This window comes from Mesorhizobium sp. BH1-1-5 (genome assembly GCF_020165615.1).
In the GTDB taxonomy this organism is placed as follows: domain Bacteria; phylum Pseudomonadota; class Alphaproteobacteria; order Rhizobiales; family Rhizobiaceae; genus Mesorhizobium.
Genome location: NZ_JAIUIM010000011.1, coordinates 83,251 through 100,837 on the forward strand (window position 1 = coordinate 83,251; position 17,587 = coordinate 100,837).

A 17,587-nucleotide genomic window follows, 5' to 3' on the forward strand; every position below is an offset into this window, starting at 1 on the left:
AAACCCGGCCTCGCGCCGGGTTTTTTGTCTCTGGTGCCCAACTCTACGCCCCGCCGCCGGCTTCCTTCTGCGCCTCCTCCTGCCTGAGCGAGGCAATGAAGCGTTTGGTCCGCTCGCGCTCCGGATTGTCGAACACGACCGAGGCCGGGCCTTTCTCGACGATCGAGCCGGCATCGAGGAAGACGACCTCCTGCGCGATCTTGGAGGCGAGCCGCAGGTCATGCGTGGCCATCACCATGGTCGTACCTTCGCGGGCAAGCTGCCCGAGCACGTCGACCACTTCCTGCGCCAGCTCCGGATCGAGCGCCGAGGTCGGCTCGTCGCAAAGCAGCACGCGCGGCGACGGCGCCAGCGCCCGGGCGATCGCCACGCGCTGCTGCTGGCCGCCCGACAGCGTCGCCGGCCAGGCATCCGCCTTGTGCGCCATGCCGACCTTTTCGAGCAGCGCCATCGCCCGCTCGCGCGCTCTTGGCTCGGGCCATTTCAGCACCGTCACCATCCCTTCCATGACATTCTCGATCGCCGTGCGGTGCGGAAAGAGCTGGAAATTCTGGAACACCATGCCGGTCTGCAGGCGGATGCGCTGGATGTCCTTGGTCGGCACCTTGCCGCCCGGATGGAACGCAAGCGTCTCGTCGCCGATGCGCAACGATCCGGACGTCGGGATCTCCAGGAGGTTGATGCAGCGCAAGAGCGTGCTTTTGCCGCCGCCGGAAGGACCGACCAGCGCGGTCACGGAGCCCTCGGCCAGGCTGACGGTGACGCCTTTCAGCACCAGATTGTCGCCGAAGCGCTTTTCGATGTCGGTGAGGCCAATCATGAATTGGCCTCCAGGAACCCGCCATAGCGGTTGAGCCGCACCTCCAGCCGCGCCTGCAGCGCCGACAGCACCGAGCTCAGCGCGAGATAGAGCGCCGCCGCCTCGACATAGAGGATCAGCGGCTCATAGGTGGTGGCGACGATGCGCTGCGCGGCCTGGAACATCTCGGGCACGGTGATCGCCGCCGCCAGCGAGGTATCCTTGACCAGCGAGATGAAGGTGTTGGAGAGCGGCGGCACCGCGACGCGGCCCGCCTGCGGCAGGATCGTGCGCCGCATCGCCTGGCTCCAGGTCATGCCGATCGAATAGGAAGCCTCCCACTGCCCCTTCGGCACCGAGCCGATGACGGCGCGGATGATCTCCGACGTGTAGGCGCCGATGTTGAGCGTGAAGCCGATCAGCGCGGCCGGAAAGGCATCGAGCAGGATGCCGACCGACGGCAGGCCGTAGAAGATCAGGAACAACTGAACGAGCAGCGGCGTGCCGCGAAAGATCCAGACATAGAAGCGCACCAGCGCGACCAGCGGCTTCGGCCCGAACAGCCGGATCAGCGCCGTCGCAAGCCCGGCGATGAGCCCGAGCGCGAAGGACAGGAGCGTCAGCGGCACGGTGAAGATCAACGCCGCCCATAACAGCGTCGGCAACGATTCCAGCATCAATTGCAGCCAGTGCGGCACGGAGCACTTCTCCCTTCCAGATACGGCGGCGCGTTCCCCCGTATGGACTGACTATCACGCGAAAACCGGCGAGCCGTCAAAGACGCCGGCGCATGAATATCGTGCAAAAAATGGCGGGCCGTCTTTGACGACCCGCCATTTTTAGAACGAAGGACGATTGCCTTACTTCGAAACGTCCTGGCCGAAATACTTGTCGGCGATCTTCTGGTAGGTACCGTCGGCCTTGATGTCGGCCAGCGCCTTGTTGATGGCGGCGACCAGTTCCGGATCGCCCTTGCGCACGATGACGCCGGAATAGTCGGCATTCTCTTCCTGCGCGGCGATCTTCACATTGGCGTCCGGCTTGTGCTTCTTGAAATCGAGGAAGGACAGGCTGTCGTTGATCGTGGCGTCGGCGCGGCCGGTGAGCAGCAGCTGGATCGACTGGTCGAAGCCGTCGGTGCCGACGAGCTCGGCGCCGTTGGATTCGGCGAGCTTGCCGAAATTGGAGGTCAGCGACTGCGCAGACTTCTTGCCCTTGAGGTCGGCGAAGGTCTTGATGTCGGTGTTGTCGCCGCGCACGATCAGCACCGCCTTCGAGGCGATGTAGGGATCGGAGAAATCATATTTGGCCTTGCGCGCATCGGTGATGCCGACCTCGTTGATGACGGCGTCGTAGCGGTTGGCGTCGAGGCCGGCGATCAGCCCGTCCCACTTGCCCTCGAGGAACTCGACCTTGACGCCGAGCTTGTCGCCGATGGCCTTGGCGATCTCGACGTCGAAGCCGACCAGCGCGTTGGATTCGTCGTGATAGGTGAAGGGCGCGTAGGTGCCTTCGGTGCCGACCTTGAGCACGCCGGCCTGCTTGATCTGGTCGAGATTGGCGCCGGCATGGCCGGCGGTGACCGCCAGAACCTGCAGCGTTCCGGCGACAAGAAGCGACTTAAGCCATTTCATTTTTATGTGATCCCGTTTTGACCGGTGCCCCCGGCGCGATTGTGAGACCCGGAAACTGACAGATAGAAGGTCGCTAAATAAGGAACCAGATTTCAAAAATCGTCCCTACTAGAAATCTGGTTCTCAAATCAGCTCGAGAATCCGCCAAACGGCTTTTCCCGGCCAATAACAAAATGTTCCCGTCGGCAACATCTGCCCCCCGCGGGCGGCGGAACCATCCATGCGCCTGACACGTTGCATGGCTGTTGTAGGGCGCGGCGGTGTCTTTTCAACCGTACCAATCACCGCCAACAGGAGCCGGCATGATCCAGGACGCGGCAGGACGGACACTGGTCCGGGCGGCAATGAGGGCTCCCTATCTCGAGCGCGACGAGGAGCACGTCCTTGCGCTCCGCTGGAAAGAAGAGAACGATCAGCACGCGCTGCACCGGATCACCGTCGCCCATATGCGGCTGGTGATCTCCATGGCCTCGAAATTCCGCCACTACGGCCTGCCGCTCGGCGATCTGATCCAGGAAGGCCATGTCGGCCTGCTCGAGGCCGCGGCGCGTTTCGAGCCCGCGCGGGAAGTACGCTTTTCCACATACGCCACCTGGTGGATTCGCGCCTCCATGCAGGACTACATCTTGCGCAACTGGTCGATCGTGCGCGGCGGCACCAGCTCGGCGCAGAAGGCGCTGTTCTTCAATCTGCGCCGTTTACGCGCACGGCTGGCCAACGGCGCCGAGCCGCTCTCCAATGCCACGCTCTACCGCGAGGTCTCGGCCGCGCTCGGCATTCCGGAAGCCGACGTGGCGATGATGGATTCACGCCTGTCCTCACCCGACAGCTCGCTCAATGCGCCTTTGGCCGACGAGAACGGCGCCGCCGAGCGGATGGACTTCCTGGTCTCGGAGGATCCGCTTCCCGACGAGATCGTCGGCGAAAGGATCGACGTCCAGCGCCGTGCCGTCTGGCTGAAGAGCGCGCTCGGCGCGCTCAACCCCCGCGAGCTCCGCATCATCGAGGAGCGCAGGCTGAGCGACGACGGCGCCACGCTGGAATCGCTCGGCGAACAGCTCGGCATCTCCAAGGAGCGCGTCCGTCAGATCGAAGCCCGCGCCATGGAAAAGCTGAAGCTGGCGCTGGTGAAGCAGAACCCGGAATTTTTGGCGGAAGCCGCCTGAAGTTAATGCGTGCAAAAATCAAGGATAAGAAATTTATTAAATAAGAATATATCGCCGTCGGGCAAATTTTCCTCGATAATACCTATGGTTTGTGAGCTCTTTAACAGACCATCGCGCCGCAATAGGCCTTTTTGACACCTCCAGATCACAACATATGGGGGGATTTGCCATGCTGCGATGCTGCGTGCTCCTTGCGGCCTTGATCCTCGTGGGCTTCACGACATTCGAAGCGCGCGCCGATCGAAGGGTTGCCCTTGTCATCGGCAATTCCGAATACCGCGAAATCCCGGCCCTCAAGAATCCGGACAAGGACGCCGACGATGTGTCGAAGACATTCAGGCTGGCCGGCTTCGAGGTGTTCACCGCCAAGGACCTGACCAGGCTTCAGTTCGAGGAGCGGTTCCGCAACTACCTGGCGGCCGCCGACGGCGCCGACCTGGCGGTCGTCTACTATTCGGGGCACGGCTTCCAGATCGGCGGCGAGAATTTCCTGATCCCGGTCGATGCGTCGCTGAAGGACGCGGCCGACATGGAAGTCCAGGCCATCAAGGTCAACGACATACTGCGGCAGCTGCGCTCGAGATCGAAGATCCAGATGATCATCCTCGACGCTTGCCGCAACAACCCTTTCCCGCGCAAGGACTATTGGCTGCGCGACCAGCTGATCGTCGCCGGCGACAGCGGACTTGCGCAGGTAACGGGTTCGCAGAACACGCTGATTGCCTTTGCCACCGAACCGGGCGCCGTCGCCTATGACGGCGCCGGCGACCTCAGTCCGTTCTCGTCGTCCTTTTCCCGCCGCGCCCTGGCTCCGGGCCAGGAGATAAGCTCGGTGATGGCGGCCGTGCGCCGCGATGTGGTCAAGGCCACCAACGGCAAGCAGGTCCCGTGGGAGAACTCCTCGCTGATCGACGATGTCGTGCTGATGCGCGGGGCGGAGCAACCAGCACCGCCGCCGCCCGCCGCACAGCAGGACCAGCAGGCGGCCGAGCGCGGAATCCAGGTTGCCGATGCCGCGGAAGCGATTGGAAGTCGCGACATTCGCATCCCGGTCGGCGTCGGCCCGGTTCCACTGAAACTGGATCTTCCGGCCAAGGATGCCGGGGTCAGCCTAAAGCTTGCGAGCTACCCGGCGACCGGGACGCTGTCCCTGCCCGATCGCGTGCTTTCGCCGCAATCGAGCCTGATGGCCGCCGAGGTCGATAAATTGCGCTACGAGCCGCAGATCGGCTCGTCCGCTCCCATCGAGGTCGGCTTCCAGATCCGCGTCGGCAACGCCGCGAAGCAGGCGACGATGAAGCTGTCGCCGGACGTCGATCCTTGCGACCAGGCTGCCGGCGAACCGCTCGACCTGCAGGGCGTCGTCCCGGGCCGGTTGCCGAACGAGATCGGCGGCGGGGCTCTCGAGGCCTGCGAGGCGGCGGTGAAGGCCTATCCCGACATTGCGCGCTTCCGTTACGAACTGGGGCGGGTGCTGCTGGCGTCGGGCAGGGTCGACGAGGCCAGGCAGGCGATCCAGGAGGCCGCGGACAAGGGACATATCCGCGCCCTCTTCGCGCTCGGCTCCATCGCCCCGTCCGGAACAGGGACGGCTGTCGAGACATCGAAGGCGACCGACCTCTATTCGAAGGCGTCGGACAAGGGAGACCCCTACGCCATGGCCGCCTGGGGACGCGCTTTGTTCAATGGCCTCGGCGTCGAGCGCGATACCGGCAAGGGACTGGACCTGCTGCTCCAGGCAGCGGCCATGGGACATGTCGATGCCATGAAGGAGCTTGCTCTGATCTTCAAGGAAGGCCGCAACGGCGTGCCCGCCGACCCGGCACGCGCCCTGGCTTTCCTCAAAGCGGGCATGGAGCGGCAGGACGCGTACTCGATGGGCATTCTCGGTCTTCCCACGCGCAGCACGCCCGTGGTCATGGCGTGCAAGGTGCCGCCGAAGGTCATCACGAAGATAAAGGTGATCCGCGTGCCCGTGTCGAAACCGAAGACCATCACACGGACAATTCCGGGAGCACCAAAGGTCAAGCCGATACCGACCGAAACCGGGAGAACATCCTGGACTGGCGGCGCCAGCCACGCCAGCGATGGCAATACCGGCGGTGGTGACGGTGGCGACACCGGTAGTGACGGCTTGTGAAGACAACGGCCCCCGGCCCGGGCGATAGTTCAGATCGCCCACGGCGCCGGGTTGGCCCCGAGTCTCTATTTGTCGGTGACGATCTTGACCTTGTCGCCGGCCGATACGCTGGCACCGGGCGACATGGCGTTGAGCACCCGGAACAGGTCGAGCTTGCGGTCGACGCCGACCATTTGCGCGGCGAGCGAGCCCATGGTCTGCCCGGCCTGGACGGTGACGACGCGGATATGCAGCGGCTTCAGCGCCGCCTTCTCGGCAGGGCTCAGCACGCGGAAGGAACCGCTGACCGAGCGCGCGACCGGGTCCAGCGCGGTGCTGGCCGAGGGCGCGGCCGTCAGCAGCCTGTAGACCTGCCCGCCGGCGCGGATCACGGCGATGTCGAACTGCCAGCCTTGCGCGCTGGCATGCGCCATCGCCGCCTCGTTGCCATTGACCGTTTCCTGGCGCACGCTGGCGTCCTCGAGACCCGCCACCCAGCCGCTGCGGATGTAATCGGTGAGCGATACGGACTTGTTGATCGCCACGCCGTCGAAACGGACGGCGATGTCGCCAGGCCCGGTCGCGGTGACCGCGGCCGCCGTATTGTCGATGACGAAGCCATCCGGCACCGTGAAGGAGACGCCGAGATTGGGGTGCATGAAGGTCTGGCCGCGCACATAGCCTTCTTCAGGCGTGTCGCCGTAGAGCAGCCCGTCTATGCCGGCCAGAAATGCGTCGCGGTCGCGCGTGCCGACGCCGGGCGGGCCGAAATTGCGCGCAAGGCGCTGCGCCAGCTCGATGCGCTGGGGCGTGTTGGGGTGCGTCGCCAGGAAGTCGAGGCTGGCGTCGGTGGCGCCGCTGACCGAGCGGAAATCGGTATAGGCCGACATCGACTGCAGGAAGCGGCCGGCGGCATAGGGATCATAGCCCGCCTCGCCGATCGACTTGATGCCGATGGCGTCGGCCTGCAGTTCCTGGTTGCGCGAGAATTGCGCCAGCCTCAGCTTGCCGCGGATCAGTGCCGCCTTGGCGGTCGGACTGTCGCCGAGCACATCGGAAACAACCTTGGTCGCCAAGCCCTCCTCCGCTTCGAGCTGCTGCCGCTGCAGGCCATGATTGGCGGTGACGTGACCCATCTCATGCGCGATGACGGCGGCAAGCTCGGAGGAATCGTTGGCCAGCGCCAGCAGGCCGCGCGTCACATAGAGATAGCCGCCCGGCAGCGCGAAGGCGTTGACGTTGGGCGAGTTCAGGATGGTGATGCGATAGGTCTGGGTCGGGTTCGCCGACACCACCGTCAGATTGCCGACGACCTTGGCCACCATGCGTTCGAGCCTGGGATCGGAATATTCGCCGCCATAGGTGGCGAGAATCCGCGGATGCTGCGCCTTCGCCATGTCGGCGAGCTTGGCGTTGGCGACGACATTGTCGACGGTGATCGGCTTGTCGGAAGGCTGGAAGCCCGATTCCTGCACGTCCGGCGGCGTGAACATCTGGCAGCTGGCCAGCGCCACGACGCTTGCCAGCGCGAAAAATCGTGCCAGCGGCCTCATCCAAACCTTCTCAGCGCCGGTCGACAGATCGGCTTCCTTTCGAAATCTTTCGGCAAATCACGGCCCAGCCGGACCTAGCCACACTCCCCCGGACAAGGCAAGCAAACGCCGGATCACCCGTTGCCGGTTTGGCCGTAAATTATGTCCGCTTCCGGGCAATATGTTGTGATCCGGCAACGGTGCCGCCTCGATCGCCGATATAGCGCCGGAAGGCGTCCGGTCCAGACCGATCGAAGAAATCCTCGGCCGGGCCCGTCGCCGCGATCGTGCCTTCATCGAGAAATGCGACGTCCTGGCCGATGCGGCGCGCATCTTCGGGCTGATGCGTGACGAAAAGCACCGTCATCTTGCGCTCGGCATGGATGCCTGCGACAAGGTCGAGCATGTCGTCGCGCAGCGCCGGGCCGAGCGACGCGAAAGGTTCGTCGAGCAGCAGAACGGGCCGATCGCGCAGCAGCACCCTCGCCAGCGCCACGCGTTGCCGCTCGCCGCCGGAAAGCTCGCGCGGCAGCCGCTTTTCCTTGCCGGCAAGACCGACACGCGCCAGCGCCTCGGCGACGGCAATACGATCGGCATCGCCGAGCTTGAGCGACGGCGAGCGGCCGAGCCCGACATTGGCCTTGACGCAAAGATGCGCAAACAGATTGTTTTCCTGGAACACCATCGACACCGGCCGCGCCGAAGGCGGCGCGGTGCCGAGATCGGTGCCGCCGATCAGCACCTTGCCTGCATCGGGCACCTCGAAGCCGGCTATCAGATTGAGCAGCGTCGACTTGCCGGAGCCGCTCGGCCCCATGATGGCTGTGATCCTGCCGTCGGCGAATTCGGCATCGAAGCGGAAGGACGCCTCCCCATAGCTGAACGAGACGCCATCCAGCCGGACAGCCAGGCCTTTCTGCGCAGTGCCGTTGCTCGTCGTCATGACTTTCCTTCCCGCCCGAGCCAGTCGGCGGCGACCACCAGCATCAGGCAGACGAGGCCGAGCAGCAAGGCAAGCCCCGCGGCGTCGGCTGTCCGGTAGCTGCCCATGCGCGCCAAAAGCAGATAGGGCAAGGTCTGCACGGAATCGCTGCCGAACAGCGCGATCACGCCGAGATCGCCGAGCGACAGCGCCATGGCGAAGGCGAAGCCGGTGGCCAAGGGCCGCCTGAGCGACGGCCAGTCGATCAGGCTGAGCCGGTTCCAGCCGGATATGCCGAGCGCCAGGCAAAGCCGCTCGTGACGCTCGCTCGCCGCGTCATAGGCCGGGCGAATGGCGCGGATGGCGAAGGGCATCGCCATCACCGCGTTGACGGCAACGACGATGACCGGCGCGATGGCAAAGACATCGGTGACATGGCGCAGCGCCAGGAACCAGCCGGCGCCAAGCACGATCGGCGGCACGACGAGCACGAAGCCGGCGCCGGTGTCGGCGGCATGTTCGAGCAAGCCCATCGCGCCACCTGCCCGGCGCCGCAGGGACAGCGCGCGCCGCGCCGCGATCAGCGCCAGCGACAACGTCACGCTGAGCAGCGCCGCAAGCAGCGCGAGGCCCGCGCTGGTGAGCGTCGCGCGGCGCACCGCCTCCTCACCCGCCAGCCGGCCGAGATCGGCCTCCAGACCTGAAAGCACGGTCGCCAGCATCGGTCCGGCAACGAACAGCAGGGCAAGCGCGATGAGGCCGGCGTTCAGCGCACTCTCCATTCGGCCTGCCGAAAGGTAGCGGCGCGGCGCCACCGGCAGATTGGCGTCGCCGACCGTGTTGGCGCCGAGCCGCGTCAGCGCGACGACCACGATGAAGGTGAGCGCGATCTGCAGCAGCGTCAGCACCACGGCGCGGGCCGGATCGAAATCGAACCGCAGCGCCTGGTAGATGGCGACCTCCAGCGTCGTCGCGGCCGGACCGCCGCCCAGCGTCAGCACGATGGTGAAGGACGTGATGCAGAGCATGAAGACCAGCCCGGCGATCCCCGGCAGGGCCGCGCGCAGCACCGGCCATTCGATCAGCCGGAAGGCCGGCCGGGGACCCATGCCGAGCTGGCTCGCCAGCCGCCACTGGTCGGCGGGAATGGTGCCCAGCGCCTCCAGGAACAGGCGCGTCGCCAGGGGCAGGTTGAAGAAGACATGGGTGACCAGGATGCCGGAGAGGCCGTAGATCCCCGGCCACTCCCCGCCGCCAAGCCCGGCGAAGACGCCGGCAAAATATCCGGCGTGACCGTAGAGCGCCAATATGCCGAGCGCGGCGACGATCGCCGGCAACGCCAGCGGCACGGTGAACAATTGCAGGATCAGGCGGCGCCCGGGAAAGGCCGGATGCCTCGACAGGGCGCGCGCCACCAGCAGCGCGGGGCCGACCGATAGGAGCGTCGAGAGAGCCGCTTGCCACAGTGTGAAGCGAGCGACGCGGAAGAGGTAGCCGTCAAAGGCGGCGGCGGCACCGGAGAGGTCGTGCGCACCTTCGAGGATGAGGCCGGCGAAAGCGCCGCCGATGAGCAAGGCGATGGCCGCAAGCGCGACGGCGCCGGCAGTGATGCGGGAGTCAGAGGGCGCGTGTCGCACGCTGCGCCATTTGAGTTCGAGCTAACGAGCGCCGAGTTCCTTCGCCCCCCTCTCTGGCCTGCCGGCCATCTCCCCCTCTAGTGGGGAGATCAGACGTCACTCGGGCTTTCGCCAATCTCCAATGCCGCAGGATTGAGCAAGGCGCCAAAGCTGCCAATCTCCCCCCTTGAGGGGGAGATGTCCGGCAGGACAGAGAGGGGGGCCTTGGCGCAAGCATTACAGCCCTACTTGCTCATCACCGCCAGCCACTCATCCACCCAGGCCTTGCGGTTGGCGGCGACTTCCTCCGGTCTGAACAGCAGGGTCTTGGTCGGCTTGACCAGCTTGTCGAAGGCCGGGTTGAGCGGCTTGTCGGTCTTGCCGGCCGGGAACATCCAGTTGGTTTCCGGAATGACGTCCTGGAATTTCGGCCCGGTCATGAAGGCAATGAATTTTTGCGCCAGCGGGTTCTTCGCGCCCGTCGTGGTGATGCCGGCGACCTCGATCTGCAGGTATTCGCCCTCCTCGAAGGAGGCCGCCTGGTAGCGCTCGGTGTTCTCGGCCACCATGTGGTAGGCCGGCGAGGTGGTGTAGGAGAGCACCATCGGCGCCTCGCCCTTGGTGAACAGGCCGTAGGCCTCGCTCCAGCCCGGCGTCACCGTCAGCACCTTCGTCTTGAGCTTGGCCCAGGCCTCCGGCGCCTTGTCGCCATAGACCGACTTCACCCACAAAAGCAGCCCGAGGCCGGGCGTCGAGGTGCGCGGATCCTGGATGACGATCTTGTCGGTACCGGCGCCCTCGACCAGCTCCTTCAAGCTCTTCGGCGGATTTTTCAGTTTCTCCGTGTCGTACACAACGGCGAAATAGCCGTAGTCAAACGGGACAAAGGTATCGTCGCTCCAGCCGCCGGGCACGTTGATGCCGGAGACTTCGCCATGCGGCGCGAACAAGCCGCTCGCCTTGGCGTCGGCGGTCAGGTTGGTGTCGAGGCCGAGCACGATGTCGGCCTTGGTGCCGGCGCCCACGAGCTTGACGCGGTTGAGCAGCGCGACGCCATCGGCCACCGAGACGAATTCGAGATCGCAGCCGCATTCGGCCTCGAACTCTTTCTTGACGGCCGGCCCAGGCCCCCAATCGGCGGTGAAGCTCTCATAGGTATAGACGGTGAGCTTGTCTTTCGCCTCGGCAGGCACGACGCCTGCCAGAAGCGACACGAGACCGGTAGCGAGAATGAGATTGGACAGCATTGCGCGCATCGGCGCCTCCTTCGTTCGAGTGACAAGGAATTGAGGCGCCGGATGGTCCGAAACGTCTAATCCCTCCGCCGGTACAAACCGGATCAGGTTCAGCGGGTTGGCTTGATCGCCTCTCAGCCGGATCACGTCCGGCACCCCGTTAGAGCGTTTCGACAGATAGGCCCGGCCGAAGCGGCGTGCAAGCGGAAGTTTGCCGGGTAGCTAATGTTCCGGGGCGGGCGCCACCGAAGCGCGGGCCGTCCGGCTTCCGTTTCGCCTGGAGGGCTGGTAAGGGCCACGGCCATGGGCACATTCACCATCCTGCTTGGCGGCGAACTTATCCGCACGCCCCGGCTCGAACACCAGATCGAGGGTTCGCGCGTCATCGCCGCCGATGCCGGCATCGGCCATGCCCGCATGCTTGGCCTCATGCCGGAACTTTGGGTCGGCGATTTCGATTCGGTGCCGGCGAACCTGCCGGATGACCTCGCCGCCGTTCCGCGAAAGATCTTTCCGGCCGAGAAGGACATGACCGACGGCGAGCTCGCCATCGCGGAAGCGCTCCGGCGCGGCGCCACCAGCCTGGTTCTGGCCGGTGCCTTCGGCGGCAAGCGCGCCGACCATGCTTTCCTGCACCTGGCGCTCGCCGTGCGGCTGGCCGAGGCGGGCACGCAAGTTCTGCTGACCAGCGGCGCGCAGGAAGGCATTCCCGTTTTGCCGGGCAAAGCCGGCTTCGACTATGAGGACGGCACCTTGTTTTCGGTGCTCGGCTTCTCAGAGCTCGCCGGCCTGACGGTCACCGGCGCCAAGTGGCCGCTCGACCGCGTCGAGGTGGCGTTCGGCTCCTCGCTCACTATATCAAACGAGGTCAAGGGGCAGCTTGGCATCGCGCTGGAACGCGGCCGGGCGCTGCTCCTGGCCCACCCCTATCCTCTTCCTGAAAGCTGACATTCCAGACATGGCGCCGCCACTCCTCAATCTCGACGGCATTAAACTGACCTTCGGCGGCACGCCGCTGCTCGACGGCGCGGCGCTCAGCGCGTCCGCCGGCGAGAAGATCGCGCTGGTCGGCCGCAACGGCTCGGGCAAGTCGACCTTGCTCAAGATCGCCACCGGCATGATAGAGCCGCAGGACGGCGAGGTGTTCCGCCAGCCTTCGGCCACGGTCCGCTACCTGCCGCAGATGCCTGACATGGATGGCTTCGCCGACGTGCGCTCCTATGTCGAGGCCGGCCTCGGCCCGGCCGACGATCCGCACCGCGCGACCTATCTGATGGAACATCTCGGGCTGACCGGCGAGGAGCGGCCGAACGACTTGTCCGGCGGCGAGGCGCGCCGCGCCGCCCTTGCCCGCGTCATGGCGCCCGAACCCGATATCCTGCTGCTCGACGAGCCGACCAACCATCTCGATCTTTCTGTGATCGAGTGGCTGGAAGAAGAGCTTGCCCGCACCTCTTCGGCGGTGATCCTGATCTCGCACGACCGCCGCTTTCTCGAGCGCGTCACGCGCGCCACCGTCTGGCTCGACCGCGGCCAGACCCGGCGGCTGGACAAGGGCTTTGCCCATTTCGAGGAATGGCGCGACCAGGTGCTGGAGGAGGAAGAGCGCGAGCAGCACAAGCTCGGCCGCCAGATCGTGCGCGAGGAGCATTGGCTGCGCTATGGCGTGACCGCCAGGCGCAAGCGCAACATGCGCCGCCTCGGCGAGTTGCAGACGATGCGCCAGCGCTTTCGCAGCCATCGCGGCGCCGAAGGCACCGCCACCATGGTGGCGAGCGACGCCACCGAATCCGGCAAGCTGGTGATCGAGGCCAAGGGCATCGACAAGAGCTTTGGCGACCTCACCGTGGTCAAGGGTTTCTCGACGCGTATCCAGCGCGGCGACCGCGTCGGCCTGGTCGGCCCGAACGGCGCCGGCAAGACGACGCTTTTGAAGATGCTGACCGGCGAGCTGGCGCCGGATGCCGGCACCGTACGGCTCGGCGTCAATCTGGAGATCGCGACGCTCGACCAGAAGCGCGAGGCGGTCGACCCGCAGGAGACGCTGGCGCATTACCTGACCGACGGCCGCGGCGAGAACCTCGTCGTCAATGGCGAGCAGCGCCACGTCGTCTCCTACATGAAGGATTTCCTGTTCAAGCCGGAGCAGGCGCGCACGCCGGTGCGCGAGCTTTCCGGCGGCGAGCGCGCGCGGCTGTTGCTGGCGCGCGTGCTGGCGCGGCCGGCGAACCTGCTGGTGCTCGACGAGCCGACCAACGATCTCGATATGGAGACGCTGGAACTGCTTCAGGAACTGGTCGCCGGCTTTGCCGGAACCGTGATCCTGGTCAGCCACGACCGCGATTTCCTCGACCGCACCGTCACCAGCGTGATCGCGCCGGACGGCAGCGCACGCTGGATCGAATATGCCGGCGGCTATTCCGACATGCTGGCGCAACGCGGCGGCTCCAAGCTGGAGGACCGCAAGGCGAGGTCGAAGACTGAGGCGGGCGAGGCTGCGCCGAAAGTCGAACTAGTCGCGCCCAAGGGTCCGGCGAAGAAACTCTCCTTCAAGCAGAAATTCGCATTGGACTCCCTGCCGAAGAAGATCGATGCGGTGACCGCCTCGATCGCCAGGCTTGAGAACAACATCGCCGACCCCGCCTTCTACGAACGCGACCCGGCCTCGTTCCAGAAGACCATCGCCGCGCTCGACAAGGAGCGCACGACGCTTGCAGCACTCGAGGAAGAGTGGCTGGAGCTGGAAATGCTGCGCGAGGAGATGGAGGGGTGACTGGTTTGCCCGCATACAGATATGCGCTTATCCTATGCGCATAAAGAGGTATGCCATGCTCCGATCAACGACAAAACCACAACGCAAATCGGTCAACACCTCGATTGATTCCAGACTGATCGAGGAGGCCAAGGCATTAGGCATCAACATGTCCCGTGCTGCCGAGCAGGGAATCGCGAAGGCAATTTCTGCCGAAAAGACGCGCCGCTGGCAGGAGGAGAATAAGGAAGCGCTCGAAAGCTCGAACGAATACGTCAAGCGCAACGGCCTGCCTTTGGCCAAGCACCGGCTGTTTTGATGGCCCGCTATGATTTCTACCAGAACCTGGGAAGCGGCGGTTACGGGAGCACCTCGATACCAACGTCGTCGTTCCGCTTCTGCCGCCCGACATTGCACCGTTACCGGCCCGTAGGCTGAACCCAATCTTCAGAATCGATGGCAGAGACCATGTAATGGTCACTCAATTCATTTCAGCTGTGACGGCTTCCGAACTGCGGACGGCAGAAGGAAGTCTTGCGAGACACCATGACGAGATCGTCGCGGCGCTTGATATGCTGTTCCAGGGTTTCTAAACCGGCGAAACCGTCCTCAACCCGACGTCTTTGCCGCCCAGGCCTTCAGCGCCTCGTCGAACACCTTCTCGCCCGGGATGCCCTTTTCCATGGTGAGCAGCGCGCGGCGTCCGTTCTTGTAGACCACCGGTACGTCGATCCAGTCCTGGCCCCGAAGCAGCGTCAGGTTGGCGTCCTGGTCGGCCTTGTTGTCGTTGAGCGCGACGAGGAAGAAGCCGTCGCCGATCTTGGCCGGGAGGCCGATCAGCGGGCTGCCGGCGTCCTGCTCCGAGCTCTTCATGGCGATGCGCAGAAGGCCGTCGACGCCGCCGCCGTCGAAGTCTTTCGGCGTCAGGAAGATCATCTCGATGATGTGGCTGGCCGGCAGCGTCTGGTCGGTGTTGCGCCGGATCGTCATGCGCAGCTGGATATTCTTGCCGGGAATCGTCGCCTCGGCACGGATCGCCGGCTCCGGCGGCAGGTCGCCGCCGGGCGATTCCTGCACCAGCGACCAGACGATGCTGCCGGGCTCGGCCGTGCCTTGCTGAGTGCTGGTGCGCTCCTCATAGAAGATCGCTTTCTGCCCGACCGGCACGGTCGCCTCGGCTGTCGCTGGCGCCGGCGCAGCCGGTGTCGCAGCTGCGGCTGGCGGTGTTGTCCCGGCAGCGGGCGGCGTGGCCGCATCAGCCGCCGGCGGTGCGGTTCCGGCCGCGGGCGGCGTCGGATTGGCCGCGTCGGCCGCAGGTGCCGCTCCCGCCGCGGGCGCTTCGGGCGTTTGCGTGGCCGCGGCGGGCGGGGTCGTTGCTGGCGCCGCCGGCGGCCGCGAGGTCAGCGCCGCGACGGATTCACCCTCGCCGATCGTCGCCTGTCCGCCGGCCGGACCGGGATCGGTCTCCTTGCCCTCGGGCGACAAGCGTTGCGTGAACTTGGTCGTGTCCGCGGATCCGCCGGCAGCAGCCGGGGCCGGCGCCGCCGACGTCTCGGTCGCCGGCTTGTCTGGGGCCGGCTTGACCAGCGGCTCGGTCGAGACCGTCTTATTGCCGCTGCCGCCAAGACCGAAGAGTGAGCCGAACGCATTCTTGTTCAGCCATATGCCGTAGCCGCCGCCGGCCAGCACCAACAGCGCGATGACGGCGGCGATCAAGCCGCCATAGCCGCGCTTGCGCGCCTGCCGCTGTGGTCGCAGACGCTGGAAGGTATCGGCCGCCGGTTGCTCGTCATTGGCAAAGACGTCGCTGCCCTCATCGGCATCGGCGGCGTCCATGCTTGCAAGGCCGACATCGTCCTCGCGCGGCGACGGCATCTGCGGTGGCGGGGCCTTCTGCCACGCGGGCTCCGCCTTTGGCGCAGTCTGCCAACCAGGCTCCGTCCTGGCCGTGGTCTGCCAGGCTGGCTCGGCTACCGCAGGATTTTGCGGCGCGGGGCCCGCCTTCGGCGTGCTTTGCCAACTCGGTTCCGTCCTGGCGGGCGCCGCCGGCTTGAACGGTTCGGATTTGAACGGATCCGGCTTGGCGGGCACGGGCGCCGCCGGCTGGCGGGAATGGCTCGGCTGGTTCTTGTTGCGGTCGATGGAGGAGAAAATATGCTCCAGCTCCGCCAGCGGATCCTCGGCCGGAGCGCGTTTGACATAGTCGCGCTCGACGCTGGAAATGGCGTCCTCCAGCGAGCGCTTCTGCTTGCTGACGACGTCGGGGGCGAGCGGCGGGGAATACTCGGCGAGCGTCTTCGCCAGCACCGCGCGGGCACCATCGTATATCTGCTTGCGCACCTCGAACGAAGGATCGCCCTTCTTGTCGAGCTGCTTTTTCAGAACACTAACGAAATCTGCCATGCGTCAGGTGACCTGCATTCTTTTCCCGCCCGGCCGCAAATCAGCCGTAGCGCCGGGAAGGGCTGTGAAACTAGTCTTGAAACGGATCGGTCACAAGTATCGTGTCGTCCCGCTCGGGGCTGGTGGAGAGCAGTGCCACCGGGGCGCCGATCAGCTCCTCGATATAGCGGACATATTTGACGGCTTGGGCCGGCAAATCGTTCCAGCTCCTTGCGCCGGCCGTGGTTCCCTTCCAGCCTTCGAGCGTCTCGTAGATGGGCTCGACGCGCGCTTGCGCGCCCTGGCTGGCCGGCAGGTAATCGATCGTCTCGCCGTCGAGCCTGTAGCCCGTGCAGACCTTGATCTCGTCCAGCCCGTCGAGCACGTCGAGCTTGGTCAGAGCGATGCCCTTGATGCCGTTGACGGCGACGGCCTGGCGCACCAGCACGGCGTCGAACCAGCCGCAGCGGCGCTTGCGGCCGGTGACGACGCCGAACTCGTGGCCGCGCGTGCCGAGGAACTCGCCGATCTCGTTCTTCTGCTCGGTCGGGAACGGCCCTTCGCCGACGCGCGTCGTGTAGGCCTTGGTGATGCCGAGCACATAGCCGATGACGCCGGGGCCGACGCCCGCGCCGGCGGCCGCCTGCCCGGCCACGGTGTTGGACGAGGTGACGAAGGGATAGGTGCCGTGGTCGATGTCGAGCAGCGTACCCTGCGCGCCCTCGAACAGGATGCGCTCGCCGGCACGACGCTTGTCGTCGAGCACCTTCCAGACGCGGTCCATGTAAGGCAGGATCTCGTCGGCCACCGAGGTCAGCTCCTGCATGATCGCCTCATGCGTCGCTTCCGCATGGCCAAGCCCGCGGCGCAGCGCGTTGTGGTGCGTCAGCAGCCTGTCGACCTTCAAGGGGAGCGTTTCCAAATCCGCCAAATCCATCACCCGCACCGCGCGCCGGCCCACCTTGTCCTCGTAGGCGGGGCCGATGCCGCGGCGGGTCGTGCCAATCTTGGTCCCGGAATTCGAGGCGGCATCTTCGCGGAACCCGTCCAACTCCCGGTGCAGCGACAGGATAAGCGCGGTGTTTTCGGCTATTTTCAGGCGCTCCGGCGTGACCTCCACGCCCTGCTCCTTGAGCTTCTTGGCTTCGGCGACGAAGGCATGCGGATCGAACACCACGCCATTGCCGATGATCGAAAGCTTGCCCTCCCGCACCACGCCCGAGGGCAGCAGCGACAGCTTGTAAACCTTGCCGTCGACGACCAGCGTGTGGCCGGCATTGTGGCCGCCCTGGAAGCGCACGACCACATCGGCCCGTTCCGACAGCCAGTCGACGATCTTGCCCTTGCCTTCGTCGCCCCACTGCGAGCCGACGACCACCACATTGGCCATGTTCTTTTCCCTTGAAATGCCGCGCGGGCGGCCTGAAACG

At 65.5% G+C, this 17,587-nt stretch carries 15 protein-coding genes and 1 riboswitch; of the genes, 6 read left to right on the forward strand and 9 right to left on the reverse strand.

Going from position 1 to position 17,587, the window contains the following annotated elements; all coding sequences use genetic code 11:
- Positions 1-43: 43 nt before the first annotated feature.
- From LB572_RS16520 to LB572_RS16530, 3 genes are all read right to left on the reverse strand, one after another.
- Positions 44-820, reverse strand: a complete 777-nt coding sequence (locus LB572_RS16520) for an amino acid ABC transporter ATP-binding protein (protein WP_224668440.1) — start codon at positions 818-820, stop codon at positions 44-46.
- Positions 817-1,497 carry an ABC transporter permease subunit gene (locus LB572_RS16525; protein ID WP_140803261.1) on the reverse strand — a complete coding sequence of 227 codons (681 nt, stop codon included), beginning with the start codon at positions 1,495-1,497 and terminating at the stop codon, positions 817-819. The genes LB572_RS16520 and LB572_RS16525 overlap by 4 nt, the downstream gene beginning before the upstream one ends.
- 162 nt (positions 1,498-1,659) lie before the next feature.
- Positions 1,660-2,433, reverse strand: coding sequence for an amino acid ABC transporter substrate-binding protein (locus tag LB572_RS16530; protein ID WP_140803262.1), 774 nt, complete (start codon positions 2,431-2,433; stop codon positions 1,660-1,662).
- Between the two features lie 302 nt (positions 2,434-2,735).
- Here LB572_RS16530 and LB572_RS16535 point away from each other — a divergent pair, with 302 nt between their 5' ends.
- Positions 2,736-3,599, forward strand: coding sequence for an RNA polymerase factor sigma-32 (locus LB572_RS16535; protein WP_224668441.1), 864 nt, complete (start codon positions 2,736-2,738; stop codon positions 3,597-3,599).
- 169 nt (positions 3,600-3,768) lie between these two features.
- Positions 3,769-5,739 carry a caspase family protein gene (locus LB572_RS16540; RefSeq protein ID WP_224668442.1) on the forward strand — a complete coding sequence of 657 codons (1,971 nt, stop codon included), beginning with the start codon at positions 3,769-3,771 and terminating at the stop codon, positions 5,737-5,739.
- Between the two features lie 65 nt (positions 5,740-5,804).
- Here the strand turns inward: LB572_RS16540 and LB572_RS16545 are convergent, their stop codons facing one another.
- The 4 genes from LB572_RS16545 to thiB all read right to left on the reverse strand — a co-directional run bounded on the left by LB572_RS16545 (position 5,805) and on the right by thiB (position 11,035).
- Positions 5,805-7,271, reverse strand: coding sequence for a M48 family metalloprotease (locus LB572_RS16545; protein WP_140803265.1), 1,467 nt, complete (start codon positions 7,269-7,271; stop codon positions 5,805-5,807).
- Positions 7,272-7,410: 139 nt separating this feature from the next.
- Positions 7,411-8,193: a thiamine ABC transporter ATP-binding protein gene (gene thiQ, locus LB572_RS16550; protein ID WP_224668443.1), complete on the reverse strand. Its 783-nt coding sequence runs from the start codon at positions 8,191-8,193 to the stop codon at positions 7,411-7,413.
- A complete protein-coding gene (gene thiP, locus LB572_RS16555) occupies positions 8,190-9,809 on the reverse strand; it encodes a thiamine/thiamine pyrophosphate ABC transporter permease (protein WP_224668444.1) in 1,620 nt (539 codons plus the stop codon). The genes thiQ and thiP overlap by 4 nt, the downstream gene beginning before the upstream one ends.
- 224 nt (positions 9,810-10,033) lie before the next feature.
- Positions 10,034-11,035 (reverse strand): thiamine ABC transporter substrate binding subunit, encoded by a 1,002-nt coding sequence (gene thiB, locus LB572_RS16560; protein WP_412033568.1) that lies wholly within the window; start codon positions 11,033-11,035, stop codon positions 10,034-10,036.
- 52 nt (positions 11,036-11,087) lie between these two features.
- A riboswitch (TPP riboswitch) is annotated at positions 11,088-11,193 on the reverse strand.
- A gap of 133 nt (positions 11,194-11,326) precedes the next feature.
- On the opposite strand from thiB, the gene LB572_RS16565 reads away from it, so the two are divergent.
- The 4 genes from LB572_RS16565 (at position 11,327) to LB572_RS16580 (ending at position 14,368) form a co-directional block, all read left to right on the forward strand.
- The gene (locus tag LB572_RS16565) at positions 11,327-11,971 is read left to right on the forward strand and encodes a thiamine diphosphokinase (protein WP_140803269.1); all 645 of its coding nucleotides are present in this window, start codon (positions 11,327-11,329) and stop codon (positions 11,969-11,971) included.
- Positions 11,972-11,981: 10 nt separating this feature from the next.
- Positions 11,982-13,796 carry an ABC-F family ATP-binding cassette domain-containing protein gene (locus tag LB572_RS16570; RefSeq protein ID WP_224668446.1) on the forward strand — a complete coding sequence of 605 codons (1,815 nt, stop codon included), beginning with the start codon at positions 11,982-11,984 and terminating at the stop codon, positions 13,794-13,796.
- 55 nt (positions 13,797-13,851) lie between these two features.
- Complete coding sequence (locus LB572_RS16575; RefSeq protein WP_224668447.1) at positions 13,852-14,094, forward strand: type II toxin-antitoxin system CcdA family antitoxin; 243 nt, start codon at positions 13,852-13,854, stop codon at positions 14,092-14,094.
- A gap of 91 nt (positions 14,095-14,185) precedes the next feature.
- On the forward strand, positions 14,186-14,368 hold the full coding sequence (locus LB572_RS16580) for a CcdB family protein (protein WP_246684693.1): 183 nt from the start codon (positions 14,186-14,188) through the stop codon (positions 14,366-14,368).
- A gap of 16 nt (positions 14,369-14,384) precedes the next feature.
- On the opposite strand, the gene LB572_RS16585 is transcribed toward LB572_RS16580, so the two are convergent.
- Positions 14,385-16,178, reverse strand: a complete 1,794-nt coding sequence (locus LB572_RS16585; RefSeq protein ID WP_224668448.1) for a hypothetical protein — start codon at positions 16,176-16,178, stop codon at positions 14,385-14,387.
- 70 nt (positions 16,179-16,248) lie between these two features.
- Positions 16,249-17,547, reverse strand: coding sequence for an adenylosuccinate synthase (locus LB572_RS16590; protein WP_140803273.1), 1,299 nt, complete (start codon positions 17,545-17,547; stop codon positions 16,249-16,251).
- Positions 17,548-17,587 lie beyond the last annotated feature (40 nt).